The sequence below is a fragment of the Rhizobium tibeticum genome (assembly GCF_900110205.1).
GTDB lineage: Bacteria > Pseudomonadota > Alphaproteobacteria > Rhizobiales > Rhizobiaceae > Rhizobium > Rhizobium tibeticum.
Window position 1 is genome coordinate 1 of sequence record NZ_FOCV01000077.1, and the last position, 12,925, is coordinate 12,925.

Annotated in this window: 10 protein-coding genes and 8 pseudogenes; 5 read left to right on the forward strand and 13 right to left on the reverse strand. The window is 57.5% G+C overall.

Going from position 1 to position 12,925, the window contains the following annotated elements; translation table 11 throughout:
- Positions 1-897 (reverse strand): omptin family outer membrane protease (locus BSG20_RS36080; protein WP_244541493.1); only part of this gene is annotated, 897 nt, incomplete at its 3' end.
- A 539-nt stretch (positions 898-1,436) separates the two neighbouring features.
- On the opposite strand from BSG20_RS36080, the gene BSG20_RS38120 reads away from it, so the two are divergent.
- Positions 1,437-1,742, forward strand: coding sequence for a hypothetical protein (locus BSG20_RS38120; protein WP_244551840.1), 306 nt, complete (start codon positions 1,437-1,439; stop codon positions 1,740-1,742).
- Between the two features lie 87 nt (positions 1,743-1,829).
- On the opposite strand, the pseudogene BSG20_RS39090 reads toward BSG20_RS38120, so the two are convergent.
- From BSG20_RS39090 to BSG20_RS33475, 10 genes and pseudogenes are all read right to left on the reverse strand, one after another.
- Positions 1,830-2,015, reverse strand: a pseudogene (locus tag BSG20_RS39090) (DUF4158 domain-containing protein); the annotation flags it as partial.
- The gene (locus BSG20_RS39095; protein ID WP_072382063.1) at positions 2,008-2,211 is read right to left on the reverse strand and encodes a DUF4158 domain-containing protein; all 204 of its coding nucleotides are present in this window, start codon (positions 2,209-2,211) and stop codon (positions 2,008-2,010) included. The gene BSG20_RS39095 and the pseudogene BSG20_RS39090, both read right to left, overlap by 8 nt.
- 5 nt (positions 2,212-2,216) lie before the next feature.
- Positions 2,217-2,505 (reverse strand): annotated as a pseudogene (locus tag BSG20_RS33445) (cytochrome P450); the annotation flags it as partial.
- Complete coding sequence (locus BSG20_RS38130; RefSeq protein ID WP_244541518.1) at positions 2,472-2,969, reverse strand: cytochrome P450; 498 nt, start codon at positions 2,967-2,969, stop codon at positions 2,472-2,474. The gene BSG20_RS38130 and the pseudogene BSG20_RS33445, both read right to left, overlap by 34 nt.
- 155 nt (positions 2,970-3,124) lie before the next feature.
- Positions 3,125-3,343 carry a hypothetical protein gene (locus BSG20_RS38135; RefSeq protein WP_167371653.1) on the reverse strand — a complete coding sequence of 73 codons (219 nt, stop codon included), beginning with the start codon at positions 3,341-3,343 and terminating at the stop codon, positions 3,125-3,127.
- A gap of 308 nt (positions 3,344-3,651) precedes the next feature.
- A complete protein-coding gene (locus BSG20_RS38725; protein ID WP_306372272.1) occupies positions 3,652-4,002 on the reverse strand; it encodes a hypothetical protein in 351 nt (116 codons plus the stop codon).
- A 962-nt stretch (positions 4,003-4,964) separates the two neighbouring features.
- On the reverse strand, positions 4,965-5,273 hold the full coding sequence (locus BSG20_RS36085) for a hypothetical protein (protein ID WP_143147594.1): 309 nt from the start codon (positions 5,271-5,273) through the stop codon (positions 4,965-4,967).
- A 487-nt stretch (positions 5,274-5,760) separates the two neighbouring features.
- A pseudogene (locus BSG20_RS33465) lies at positions 5,761-6,354 on the reverse strand (ATP-binding protein); the annotation flags it as partial.
- Positions 6,354-6,616 (reverse strand): annotated as a pseudogene (locus BSG20_RS33470) (Mu transposase domain-containing protein); the annotation flags it as partial. The pseudogenes BSG20_RS33465 and BSG20_RS33470, both read right to left, overlap by 1 nt.
- A gap of 157 nt (positions 6,617-6,773) precedes the next feature.
- A pseudogene (locus BSG20_RS33475) lies at positions 6,774-7,472 on the reverse strand (IS6 family transposase).
- Positions 7,473-7,528: 56 nt separating this feature from the next.
- Here BSG20_RS33475 and dnaE2 point away from each other — a divergent pair.
- Positions 7,529-8,190: pseudogene (gene dnaE2 / locus BSG20_RS38730) on the forward strand (error-prone DNA polymerase); the annotation flags it as partial.
- Between the two features lie 34 nt (positions 8,191-8,224).
- Here dnaE2 and BSG20_RS33485 read toward each other — a convergent pair.
- Positions 8,225-8,950 (reverse strand): class I SAM-dependent DNA methyltransferase, encoded by a 726-nt coding sequence (locus BSG20_RS33485; RefSeq protein ID WP_022718901.1) that lies wholly within the window; start codon positions 8,948-8,950, stop codon positions 8,225-8,227.
- 730 nt (positions 8,951-9,680) lie between these two features.
- Between BSG20_RS33485 and repC the strand changes: the two are divergent.
- A pseudogene (gene repC, locus BSG20_RS33495) lies at positions 9,681-9,806 on the forward strand (replication initiation protein RepC); the annotation flags it as partial.
- 54 nt (positions 9,807-9,860) lie between these two features.
- On the opposite strand, the gene BSG20_RS36865 reads toward repC, so the two are convergent.
- A complete protein-coding gene (locus tag BSG20_RS36865; protein ID WP_072382067.1) occupies positions 9,861-10,184 on the reverse strand; it encodes a hypothetical protein in 324 nt (107 codons plus the stop codon).
- A 350-nt stretch (positions 10,185-10,534) separates the two neighbouring features.
- Here BSG20_RS36865 and BSG20_RS33510 point away from each other — a divergent pair, with 350 nt between their 5' ends.
- Both BSG20_RS33510 and BSG20_RS33515 read left to right on the forward strand, forming a co-directional pair.
- On the forward strand, positions 10,535-11,398 hold the full coding sequence (locus BSG20_RS33510; protein ID WP_072382071.1) for a hypothetical protein: 864 nt from the start codon (positions 10,535-10,537) through the stop codon (positions 11,396-11,398).
- Positions 11,399-12,718: 1,320 nt separating this feature from the next.
- Positions 12,719-12,925 (forward strand): annotated as a pseudogene (locus BSG20_RS33515) (IS110 family transposase); the annotation flags it as partial.

Below are 12,925 nucleotides of genomic sequence, written 5' to 3' on the forward strand. Positions count from 1 at the left end.
AAAACGCAGGTCGCGCACCCAATGGTCGTCGATGTCCTTGATGCCGAAGCTCAAGCCGCCCTGAATGCCGCCGCTGATGGTAAGATCGCCGACGACGTGTTCGCCGCTCAGGCTGAGGAAGCCAACCGGAATCTGTTGCCGGTAGCTGATGCCTTTTCCGCTTGGGAATGTCCCGGATAGGTCGCGAAAAGAATCATCACTCGAATAGACGTAGGAGCCGCCATAGGCCGTCCATTTGACGTCGGTATAGCGGGCACCGGCGCCGACCGAAAAACTGCTGGTCTCGTTGCCGTAGATGATCCGGTCGATCTCGATCGATCCGGCGATATAGTGATCGAGTTCGGTATCGGGATGGATTGAGCGGTCGCTCCAGTCATCGTGCCCGAGGCTAAGCCAGTCGTAGTCGGTCATGTGACCGTCGCCGACGGCGCCGACTTTGACGCTGCCCTTCAAGCTCCAGTCGTTGTCGATCTGCGCGTCGACACCAGCCGTGAAGAGGGTCATCCCCTTGCTTTCCCAGTTCAGCTGGCTGAGCTTGTGGTCGCCGATATAGACAAATTCCTGGGCCTTGATGTTGGCGATGCCGATATCGCCGAAAAGGACGACGTTGCCATCGTCGGAGGAAAATAGAGCGTTGTCTGCGGCGGCGAACGATGGGGCAGCCAACAGAAAACAGGAAATCGCTACGGATCTGATGGAGACGCGCTTCATAAGCTGACCGCGTCTTTCGTACAGCGCCTCCGTCTTGAGCCTGAGCTTCTTCGCCTCAGATCCCCTTTGTGTGGCGTCAGACTTGCCCACTGCGCAAGCCACTGGTGTTGATGGACCGGTGTCGCCCTGCCGTTGCGATGCTGGCCGCGTCAGCCCCTTCAGGAAATGGAAGTATTCGCAAAACATTCGTTGTCCTTTGCTGGAGAGTGATCAATTTGCGGGACTGGGCGGGAGCGCGGCGCGGATGAGCCTCGATCTGCCAGCTGGTGTGGAAATTGCCGGGCGAGTTCAGAACCTGACCGGTCTTCCGTGAAGCACTCTACGGTGTCGCACCGCTGCGCTTCATCAGGCGGCGGGACGAGCGAGCGCCTTGTTGTCACGCGTGGCCGCGTCGTGAGATTTTTGGCGTCCCCACATGTGGCGGGGGATTGACGGTCACAGGCTTGGCCACATGCCAACTGGCGGGCAGCTTCGCTGGCATTGATCTCGTGGTGGCGACTGCCTGTTCGGCGAGGCTGTTCATCGAGGAACTCCTATTGGTTGTGCTAGGCTACTTCTCTTTAGCCAAGCAACTACTGCGCCAAACCAGAAAATCGTCAAAACGACGCGATCACGCCGACAGCGCAGTGTCTCATGTCCGACATTGTCGAATAGCCGACAACGAGTGCAGCTGCTGTCATCTGAGAGCTCTCGCCTAGGATGAACGATCTGACGGCTGTGGCTCGATGAACACATCAATCCGCCGCAAGATCGAGGAGATCAGCCAGAACGAGGCCAATTGCCGGCGCCTGATGAGCGTTCCCGGCGTCGGCCCGCTAATCTCCACGGCGATGGTGGCGGCCTACTTGTCGGAAGTATCGGCCGTGTCGGCCGCCGCCTGTCCGGCCGCCTTGATCTTTTCGTCGAGTGCTGCGACTTCGGGTCGTGCGTTGAGCAAGTTCGCCCAGCCGATGGTCTCGTCGATCGCCTCGACCGGGTCGGAGTCCGTTGTTGAGCGCGGTGGAAAGTGCGTCGATCGTGCCTTGAAATAAGCGCATCAGTCGGCCGACATCCTTGGCGGTGGCAGCGTAGCGCCGGCTTTGTTGTTTGGGGCACGGCTGAGCCTTGGCGGCCGCCTCGATCATGAAAGGGATATCTGTCCTGGCCGCCGCGCGAAGCCCATACACGCCCGCGAGCTCGCGGGCGTGATCCGTCATCGTCTGTTCCCGACCCGCATAATCTGCGAGAGCAATAGTCGGTACGTCGAGCTGCTCGGCGATGAAGGACACCAGTTCTTCGGACAGCCCGCCATAGCTCTTAAGAATTTAAGCGAGGGTCAGGGTGGCGAAACAGCGCAAGCTGAAGGGCAACGCCGAGGCGATTGCGGTCCTCTCGGCGACGCCGGATCAGATCGAGGTCGCCGGGCTCAAAGGTGTAAAGTCGGGCCAGGTCGTCACGGTCCGCCGGGAATCCCAGTAGTTGTTCCCGCTCGGCTTCGCTCAGCAGTTCGTGCTTGCGCATTCGTCCATCAGCGCGCTGATGACTAATGCCGGAAGCGAAGGAGAGGTGGCGCCGCAGGGTCGGCGGGCTGGGGCTGGGCCGCCAGCGTCTTGAACAACTGCGCGGCATTCGCCTCGACCTGCTGCGCGAGCAGCTTCACTCTGCCGTTGCTGAAGGCCGGCGCCACGATCGTGCATAACCGGTCGTGCTCGCCCCCTCGTGCGAGACCAGTCACCCCGGCGAACCGAGAATCACCGAATCCGGGGTGAATGCCGCACTCTCTAAGCGATGGAAGGGCGGAAGGTGACCGGCAGGCGCTGCGGGCAGCGAATGACGTAAGACGGCATGTAGACGACGTCCTCCGCGGCGATGGTCAGCGCTAGATCCTCCAGCCGTCCGAACAGCGCGGTGAAGGTGCAGCGCAATTCCAGGCGCGCCAGCGCAGCGCCCAGGCAGAAATGCGGCCCATTGCCGAACGACAGGTGCGGGTTGTGCCGCCGGGTGACATCGAACCTGTCAGCGCCGGGACCGAAGGCCTTTTCGTCCCGGTTCGCCGCATGGAACGCCATCAGGACGGCGTCGCCGCGGCGGACCGTGCATCCGTCGATCTCCACGTCCTGGGTGGCATAGCGGAACGGCAGATTGGCCACTGCGCTGCCCCAGCGCAGGATCTCCTCGATCGCCTGTGACCACGGAACTTGGCCGCTGCGCACCAGGTGCAGTTGCTGCGGATGCGTCAGCCGCGCTGCGCCATCTCGGCTAGGAGTCGATCGACGCATTGTTCGATCCGTAGCGCCAGCATGGCGATACGACTGGGCGTGAAGCTTCTGGACAGCAGGCCGCGCAAGCGCCGGTGATCGGCGCCATGCGCCGTGACCATGTTGTCCACTTTGCACATCTCGATCAGCGGATGATCCTCGGGAATCTCGCCGTCCTAGAGCGCCCGCCACTGTCGCCAGTCCCTGTTGAAACGCTCGTCGGAAAGCATCCGGCTGAGCGTCTCGTGACCGCCTGCCGCCCAGGTCACCACATCGCCTGGCAGCGACACTCGCGCCATCCCCCCCTGCTGCAGAATCAGGGAAGACAAATTATCAAGTTGCGTGGGAGCGACCGACACACCGATCACATCGCAAGGATCGTTTTCTACGCGCATGCCAATAACTCCTTAAAGAACTATTATGATAAAGTTGACCCTGCCTTCAGTGACACTCCTGAGGCCGTGGCCGCACGACGCACGCTGCTGCCGCCAGGCGACAGGAAATCTAGTCGTGATCTTGTCCGCTAACGCCTTTCTCCCCTAAGGGGCGCTTGAGCAACGTGGAGATCCCTGAGTGTCTTCTCGATGCCGACCTTGATCGGTTTGGAAATATCGGTTGCAACCTTGGTGGTAGCGCCCGAAAGTCCTTAGCCTGCTCGACTCCCATTTCGACGCGCTTGCGAAAGATGTTGTCTGCAGCTCAATTACCTCGGACAGTGACTTTGCACGGCCAGAGCTTGAAGATAAGAAAAGTGTGCTTCGGTATTGGCGCGCAGCGCGGCGATCGTTGTCAGCGCCAACTCGTTGCCGACCAACCAAGCGGTTTCGAAGGTCGACTTGAGCACTTTCTGGTTCTCTTCAGCGCTGGACTGGAATTTGGCAATAGCTTCTGTCGATTGCTCCACGCGCTTTTCGGCGATAACAAGAAGCTGATCAGTGGCCTCGCTGGGATCGAAGGTCGGGAATTCGGAGGTTTCAGCGGCTTGGCTGAGCTTGTCTGCGGTCTTAGACATTTCGGAAACCTTCTGGTTAGCGATGGTTTGTTGGTGGTCCATGTGTGGTTACTGAGCTGTCCACTGTGCTAACATTTCGAGATTTTAGGCACGACTATCGTCGGTCCGTGAGGCTGCGAATCATACAGAGCAATATGCGTGCCAAGAAAAACTCGTTTGAATACAAGGGAATCGCTCAGACCGGCTATGTCGCATGTCCGACATTCGTCGAGTGCACGCCGCGCAGCCAAAAATGGACCGCCGTCGAGCCAGCGATAAAAGCATGCTGAGCGATGCGAGACGAATTTTACCGGGCCATGGCTCACAGCTCAAGATGCCGCGTGGCTGGTGGGTCGCTTTGTAACGCTCAGCGTGGGGAAGATGATGATGATCTCGAACGATGGATCCGCCAGATTCCGTTGCAAATTTTTGTCTCGCGAGAAGCAAGCTCCTGAGACGCCGATCTCACGCGATGGTTGTCCTGCCGCAGCTTACATGCCGGAAACCCATCAGGGGCGAACTGCCGCGACGACACGATCCTGGAGCAGCTGAAGCGGGATGCATTTCGGCGCTCGTTCCCTGCGATGCCACGATCCGGGCCATTGGCATAGTTGAAGCTCGGGATCGTGGCGCTAACCGCGAACGCCACATTGGCCGACTGAGCCTATCCCACGCCATGATGAGGCGGTCGAAATGCCGACCTCGAAGCGAACCATGAGCCTGACCAGCGATACAAACCGAGCCTAACTTGATAACCGCGATTAGAGAACTCCTTGGAACACGATCTGCCATGCCGCATAGCGTTGCCTCCGGTGGGATCATCGGCGATGATCAGGCGCCACGGCGAGCGATCCCATACACCAGGATGCCGCATCGGGTGCCCTGCATAAAGTTGCCGTCCTGCTCCGCCGTCGGTCAAAAATGTATGGGCGGTGCCCCATACAAGGGACCGCGACATCGCGAATAACGATTCCTGTTTCATAAAAGTATCCGGCCCTTCGCGCGTGGAGCGCTGTTGCAGCAGGTCATGATGAGATCGGCACACGCCGTTCCCAATAAACAATTCGGGCACGAAGCCCTTTTTTTACAGGACTTACGGCACGTTGATCGACTGTTTCGTCCATCACTATTCCCGGGCCTTGTAATTGAGCGAAGAGCGTCAGGCGAAAGCAGGATCTCTGCGTTCTTAGAGTGCTCCAGGCTTGGTCAGTACAAACCCAGACAACCTTTGCCATCTTGGCGGCAATGCCGGCGACAAAAGCTTTATTCGGGTGCATTTGAGCCTGAGGCGCCGAAAGGACGATCATGCGGCATGCACGAAAAGTTGCGAACATAGCGATTCCTCGCTTGATGATGTCGAGGGCTTGCGCGGGGATCAGCCGAACCTTGTGACCAAGCGCTGTATATTCCTCGCGACCCGCTGAGAGTCAGCACACAACTCCATCCCCTCGACTGCAGGCGCCGCGCACACTCAAGCGTATCGCGTCGGAGATATCGCTTTTTGAACCAGTATGGCGTCGCTGCCCAGGCCGACGACGTGGAGCATATTCTGCCGATATCAATCCCATAGACTACAGCACGGCTTATTGCGTATTTGACCGCCTCATGATGCGGCAGGGGACGAGGCGGACTATCCCGCCTCTGGTGGTGACCTCAACGAGGCTCTCGCCATGCGCCGGCGGCCTGGATAATCATGACCCTTGCACGAACGAAGGAGACAACCCTGCAGCACGGTCTTGTTCAGCGACAGCTCGGCGACATTCCGCTTCAGCTTGACGTTCGCCCTTCCAGAATGGCGTAGACGCTTCACTTGCGAAGGCAATTGGAAGTGATCAGAATCGAGCCCTTTTCGTAGCGCCTGGAGGCCAGTTGGAAGAACAAATGAGCCGCATTCGCTTCGAAGGGCAGATATCCCAGGCGTCGATAATCAGTAGTGTCGGCCGTGACAGGATCGTCAACTGCTTGTCTAGCGTGCCGTCGTTGTGGGCCTTGGCCAGCATTGCGACATGGCCGCCGTCACGAACTGGACGTTGTAATTTTGACGGATTTCCTCACGACCGAGGCTAACGGCAAGGTGAGTTTTCCCGGTTCCGGGAGGCCATAGGAATAGGACGGTATCGCCGTGAGCGATCCAGCGGCAGGTCGCCAACTCTCTGATCTGTCCTCGATCCAGCGATGGTTGTGCCTCGAAGTCAAAGCCGTCGAGTTCTCGTACGAATGGGAATTGCGTCAGTTTGCTCCACATAGAGATACGCCTCTCGACGGGCGATCTCTCGCGACACCAAAACGCCAGAGCCGCGGAGTCATTTTTGAGCGAGCCGCCTCATCCAGCAGACCGTCAAGCTGATCTCGGATTGCCGTTAGCTTCAGGCGATCGAGTGTCGCAATGAGTAAATCATGATCCACGGTCGTCATCACCAACCACCTCCGACCACAGCTTCGTATTCAGCAAGTGGTCGCAACAGGGTTGCTGGTGCCATCTCCGCCGGAGCGGCACGAACCAATCCTTCGATACCCGCAACGCCGACAAAGTGCGCTCGGTCTATTATCCGTTGTCGCCTTCCTTGGCAGAGAGCATGATCGGCAACAACATGGCCAGCGTGGCGAACGATGACGCGCCCCGCCACGCAATGACCTGAACGCTCTCGCCGATGAGACGCCAGGGTACGGAATAGCTGCGAGCAGCATTGAAGCCAACATCACCATGGTACTTTGAAACGTTCCTTGCCCAATGCTGGAAGGAAGGAAACCGCTGCGGGCGGCACTCGCGGATGGTTGGGATGGCATCGTCAACTTAGCGAAATGAGGTAGGCCGGGTTGTTGTGACCGTCAGATCAGAAACCAGCGGCGGCTCCAGTCACCTCAGTCCAGTCCTGAAACGCCTGTGCGCGGGACCTGCGATGATCAGCTGCGTCGGTGTTTGCGGGACGGCGAAAGAGATTGGCAACCTGGTCGTGAACCGAGAGGAAGCGTTGGGCCTGACCGGCTGACTTGAATCGCTCGCGTCGTCGGGTAGGCTTGTGACTGTTTTCTGCTCGGTTATTCAATCCCCGATGCTGGCGATGCTCGACGCCGGGCATGATCTCTCGCTTGGCCGCACAGTAGCTTGCGAGTTTGTCGGTAATCATCACGCGCGGTGCGCTGCCCTGCTTCTTGAGCAACTTGCGCAATAGCCGCTTGGTGGCTTTGGCATTGCGGCGACTCTGAACCAGAATATCGGGCACGATCCCCGTGCTGGTCCACCGCCCGCCACAGCCAGTGCTTCTGGCCGGCGATGCTGATCACAACCTCATCAAGATGCCATTTATCCCTGGGTGCTGGAAGACGGCGGCGGATCTGGTTGGCGAAGTTCTGGCCGAACTTCAGCGCCCACTGCCGCACCGTCTCATGGCTGACCAGGAGGCCGCGGGCCGCGAGCATTTCCTCCACCATCCGGAGGCTGAGCGGGAATAAAAAGTACAACCACATCGCGAGCTGGTCACTTCAGCTGGAAAGCGGTGACGGGCATAGTGGGGATGACGGGTGTCCTTCATCCCTCACATATGCCTCAATTCGGTCACCAGCCGGTTAACCTGACGGTGCCGCGGACCGCCGGCAGCTGCAGCATGTCGTCACCTGCATCCGCACGGGAAGCACCATCGACGACGTCGGCTTCGAGCGTGAACGGTATGCGGATCGTTACTTGAAGCCGCCGGAGGAAATGGCCCGTCTCTTCCACGTTACCTGAAGCGGTGGCGCGGACGATGGAGATTGTTGACCGCTGCAGGTTTTCACTCGATGAGTTGGCCTACCAGTACCATGAGGAGGCGCTGATTCCAGGAATGACGGCGCAGCAGTCGCTGGAGCATTACACCTGGGAGGGCATCAAAAGCCGTTATCCCGAAGGTCTTCCGGCGCATGTCGAAAAAACAATTCGCCACGAATTGGCTTTGCTCGAGACGATGAAATACGCGCCCTACTTCCTGACCGTCTTTTCGATCGTCCGATATACCGATCGCAGGGCATTTTATGCCAGGGCAGCGATCGGCCGCCAATTCCGCCGTCTGCTATGTGCTCCGAATCACCTCAATCGACCCTGACACCAACGATCTCCTTTTGAACGCTTCGTCAGTCAGGAAAGAGACGAGCCGCCCGATATCGATGTCGATTTCGAACATGAACGACGCGAAGAGGTGATTCAGTTGCATCTACAAGACCTATGGTGACGACAGGGCCGCACTCTGCTTCACCGTGACGCGCTATCGCGCAAAGGCGCCAACCGCCTCGACGCGGTGGTGATCGCCCGCTACACCGCCGACTTGCCGACGCTGGAGATGCGCATCGATCCGCTGCGCGAAAAGCTCATACGACAGCATAGGAAGATCTGTTCCTCCGGCGGCACATCGACAGCCGTGGCATAGGTGTAGGAGATCTCCTCCACTATTTGGAAGCCAGCCTTTCCGATGACCGCCCGCAAATCTTCGCGCAGGTAACCCGAGACTCGGATGTTGTTTCCGAGGAACGGGATTGAGAAATCGTCGACATCGGCCTCCACCATGGACAGGGCGAACAGGCCACCAGGGACCAGCAGATTGCGAATCGTCAGAAGTGCGAGGGGAATCTCCGCACGGGGCAGCATTAGCAGCGAGAAGAAGGCCGCGACCGCGTCGAACTGGCCGAGGTCCCGCGGGCCACCTGGTCGCAAGTCGGCAATGTCCAGCTGGTGGAATGTCGCGCCAGGGACATACTCCCGGGCGAGTTTCACCATCCCGCCTGACAGATCGATGCCCACGACCTCGAAACCGGAGGCCACTAACTGGCGCGCAGTTGGCACTCCGGTACCGCAGCCCAGATCCAGAACCCGAGAACCGGTCGGCAAGGACCTGATCAGCCAATCGCCCGCTGAGACTTGACCCTGTTTGTGTGGAAAGGTCTCATCATAGCGAGCGCCAATGGCATCGAAGGCCTCTGCCTGGCCCTCGCGATTAAACCGAAGGGTGTCGTAGCCGCCCGCGCTGTGTTGATTGTTCACGTAAATTAACCTTCCAAAGAACGATTTGGATCGTACGGGCACGCAATAGAGAAATCAAATTCAGAGCAAAATCCCGATCCCTGCGCGACCGGCGCACGTGGATGCTCCGTCAGGAAGCCCTCGGCTTCCAGGGTCGCTATGTTTCCCATGCGGCGGCGCTCATCGACTTACGGAACACCGGGTCGAAAACATCGTCAGCTGCGAGGACCCCGTCACGGTTGTCATCGTCGACCAGGAACCGACCTTGATGTAGCCGGCCCGGTTCTCTGAGAACTTCGGCGATGACGCGGTTCCAAATGACTTTATCTTAGGTTTGGCTAAGAGGCGGTACCGCAGGATCGACACCGCTTGGAAACGATGTCGGCAATGAACGACCGTGACCTTGGAGGCAAGATTCGACAGGTAGAGCGCCTCCTGCACGGCTGTGCTCACGCCATTGACAACGACCATTTCACCAACACCGAAAAGTTGCGGGGGGCCGCGAGAACTGCTTCAATCATTGACGAAGAAATGAAAAGTAGAAAGCCTTTGTGGTTGGGTTCCGCTCAAGGCGACCTGGTGGATCCGCGGGTTCACACGCTGATGCAGGTCCGGGCGGCGGACATGAACAGCGCGACCTTCGCATCCGGCTATGGGCACGGTTGCGACAACCGGACCCAGTCGTGCCTCGATTGTTCAAGCCAAGTCATCGCTTTTCCGCGCAGCCTGACCCCAGAAAAGTTACCGATCTCTCAATTCGGCTGGCGGTTATCTGCGGGATCTGACGACCAAGGCGCGGCGCGGCGAATTCTCCGTCGGACCGATGCTGATGGCTCTGGCGCGGACTCAGGCATTTGCAGCAAAGCGAGCATCGTGATGGCTGATCGCAAGGCCTTCATCTATCTTAGCGCCAAAGCAGCAGCAGGTCAGTCTAGCGTTCTTCGCCTTTGACTGCGATCGCGTCAGCCGCCTGTTGCTGGGTTACCATACGCTTGACCAAGGCAAGAAGATCGCGCGTCGTATCGTGCGGCAGCGCCAACACTATCCGAGCAGGCGCAATCCATCGTCGGCGTTCTCGGCGTTCGTCGATGCTGCTTTTCGGCATAGACTGCGAAAATAGCGTGCAGCGATGCGGCTCGCGGGACCATTGAAGATGCTTCTCGTCATCCACGACCACGGTCTCTGCTAGCCCTTCAGTGGCGGCGATCCTGTCGGTCTTTGTGGTCGCGATGCGGAGCGTATCGTCAATGTGCATTGTTGGGCCCTTCGTGTTGATGTTCTTCGAAAAGCATGGGAGGAGGACCTCAGTTTGGTGGACGCCGTTTGTAAGGGATCTGAGGAGCCAGATCAGCTTCGTCAGGACTTGGCTGACTTGGTTCCACCAACGAATTTCGGCGGTCGCCTTAAGACGTCTTCGGCCTCAGACCTTACGAAATTCATTTGCAATCAATTTACAAAAGAGAGCTTGACGCTTCAGACTCTATCCAACCCATCAATGCCGGCATAAAAACACCCGGATTACAGGTGTAACCAGGTATCGCTTTCAGCAGGTCGCTCGCGAATGCTAGCTGCTGGAGCAGTGGAAATTGGATAGGACTATGATCAATGGTTGACCTGCCGAGTGAACTAAATGACCTGCCTCGTGATCTAAATCACCTCCCGAGGGACGTTCTTTCAAGAATTGCGAAAGAGATATGCCCCTATGACAACCCGCAGCAAGCGGCAGTCAACCTCGCCAATCTTAAAGCGACGAACCATGAAATACTCGACAAGTTCCCGGACAGCGCAATTGGGAGTTTTGAGGCGCGACTCAGCCGCATCGGCGCCTTACAATCGAGTTTGGCTTCGAAAACATTACCGGATTTTTCGGCAGGCGACGAAAAGTTCGTAACTCTGCAGGCACCCGCGATCCAGCCAATACTTAAATTTTACGAGCTTTCTGCGCAGACTTCCATAGTCGACAACGCCTTGCAGTGCGATGAGAGATGGCAACGAACTCTCGCGGCCACTGTCTTATCGACCAATCTAAATGACTTGCATGACCCTTCTGATAGAACGCGCCTCATCAATCAAGCGCTTTCTTCTTTCGGAGACGATGATCCGACAATTCGCACCAACGGAGGCATAGCCCTTGTTCGAGCAGATGGTCATTTGGATGCAGTCCAGCAGGCGCGCCTTACCGAGTTGTTTCATCGAAACCCAGAATTGGAGCAGCAGTATAATCATTTGAAGGCAGACCAGCAAGCGTGGTACCAAGAGCAGCGTGTACAGCTGCCAAGCGCAGATTTGGATAGAAGCATCAACATAATTGCGGGTGAGGTGGGGCGGCTTCCAGCAGGACTTAGTTCTTTTGAGGAACGGAATACGGCGCACATAGTCGCGAAGTCCATCGCCGAATGCTACAATTGCGCGCATAATGAACTTATGAATTTCGACAGAAGCAGGGAACGTTCAACCTTGGGCCGTTGAGTTCATCGAGTTCTTGCAGCCATAAAAACAGTGAGGAATGGACACGACGGATCGACCCTCTTCTGATGGGCTGTCCGGTGATACGGTAAAGGCGATTTGTGCCGCCCGATGAGTTTTGCCGTGGCACCAAATTCAACCTAGGCGCCAACTGACGCTTGAACCATGCAGCGGTTAACATCGCGGCGAATGCGGCCGCGGGGATGAGGTCGATTCCAGGGCAGCGCCTCCATTCGGCGGCGCAATTCACTGGTGAGGTGCCGGCCTGATTTTGCTCATCTATCTCGCTGATCTGTTGATGTACCTCCACGGTTGTGTAACAGGAACATAATCGCTGTCCCGGCAATTGCCGGGATAAGCCCGCAACCCTTGTGATTTGCGCGTACAAAGAGCCGGCACCGGCACATCCTATCACGTGAAGGTCGAAATTCCGCCAGGTGGCCGCGGGGCGTTCAACAGGATCGTCCGCTGACGTATCAAAGGCTTGCGCACCCGATGCATAATCAGCACGTGCTGCTTTTTTACAGGCACAAAATATTATCGCCTAGTTGCCGCCTTGCAGATTGTCTCCGCATCGTGTGCATCAATTTTCTGCCGCTTTACATAGGTTTCGGTGGCATATTGGTCTCAAGCGAATCTCATGAAATGATAGCCCTTTGAGTAGGCTTCGAATCAGGGAAAGCGGCAAGGCCGCAAAAACACGGTTACGTCATTCCGGCGCCTATCCCGACGGATAAAGACCGCACCATTCGTGTCGATGCTGCACGCCAAAACAACTACCTATGAAAGTCCAGACCGATGGTTCGCCGGCTGCAGCATGGCTCACGTCCTGGTACGCCTCGTGTCGCTCCGGTAACTATGCTAATTTACTTGCCCTTTCCGCGGCAGTGCGGAGCCCTTCTCAAGTGTCCGTATGCGTCCGAACGAGGCGCAGTAGGTGAATCGCGGAACTAGCCAGTTGTCAACGTCCGCCGGCTCAGCACCGACTTGTCATCCACAATGTCATAAATTTAAAATGTGGGCTTAACCTAACTGCTGATCCTTTTCAGGAGCCTGCATCGAGCAATTGGCAATGACGTCATCCGTGATACCTGCTTCTGACGAGCCTGAATTCCGATGGTGTCCCGATGAGTGGTGTAGCTCGCGCCTGATGGCCGTGCTTTCCGGCAAGGGCCGGAAGGGATATCAGCGTGCCACAGCGGGCAGACTGATTTGCGGATCATGGCTCATCGACGCCATAGTCTCAAGATGGGGTGGATGCCAGCCTTCTCCGGCGGCATAAAAGTCTTGGCGTAAACACCACTCAAGCGAAAGGCAGTCTTCATGAAGACGGTTACCATCATTGGCGTTGATCTGGCAAAGAATGTATTTCAGCTGCACGGAGCAGCGGCTGACGGTTCTGTTTTATTTCGTAAGAAGTTGGCGCGCCCATTATTCCGCAAGTTCATTGCTGCTCAGCCCTCCTGCATCGTCGCGATGGAGGCATGCGCCGGCTCGCACTATTGGGCTCGCGAGATGGTGAGATTGGGT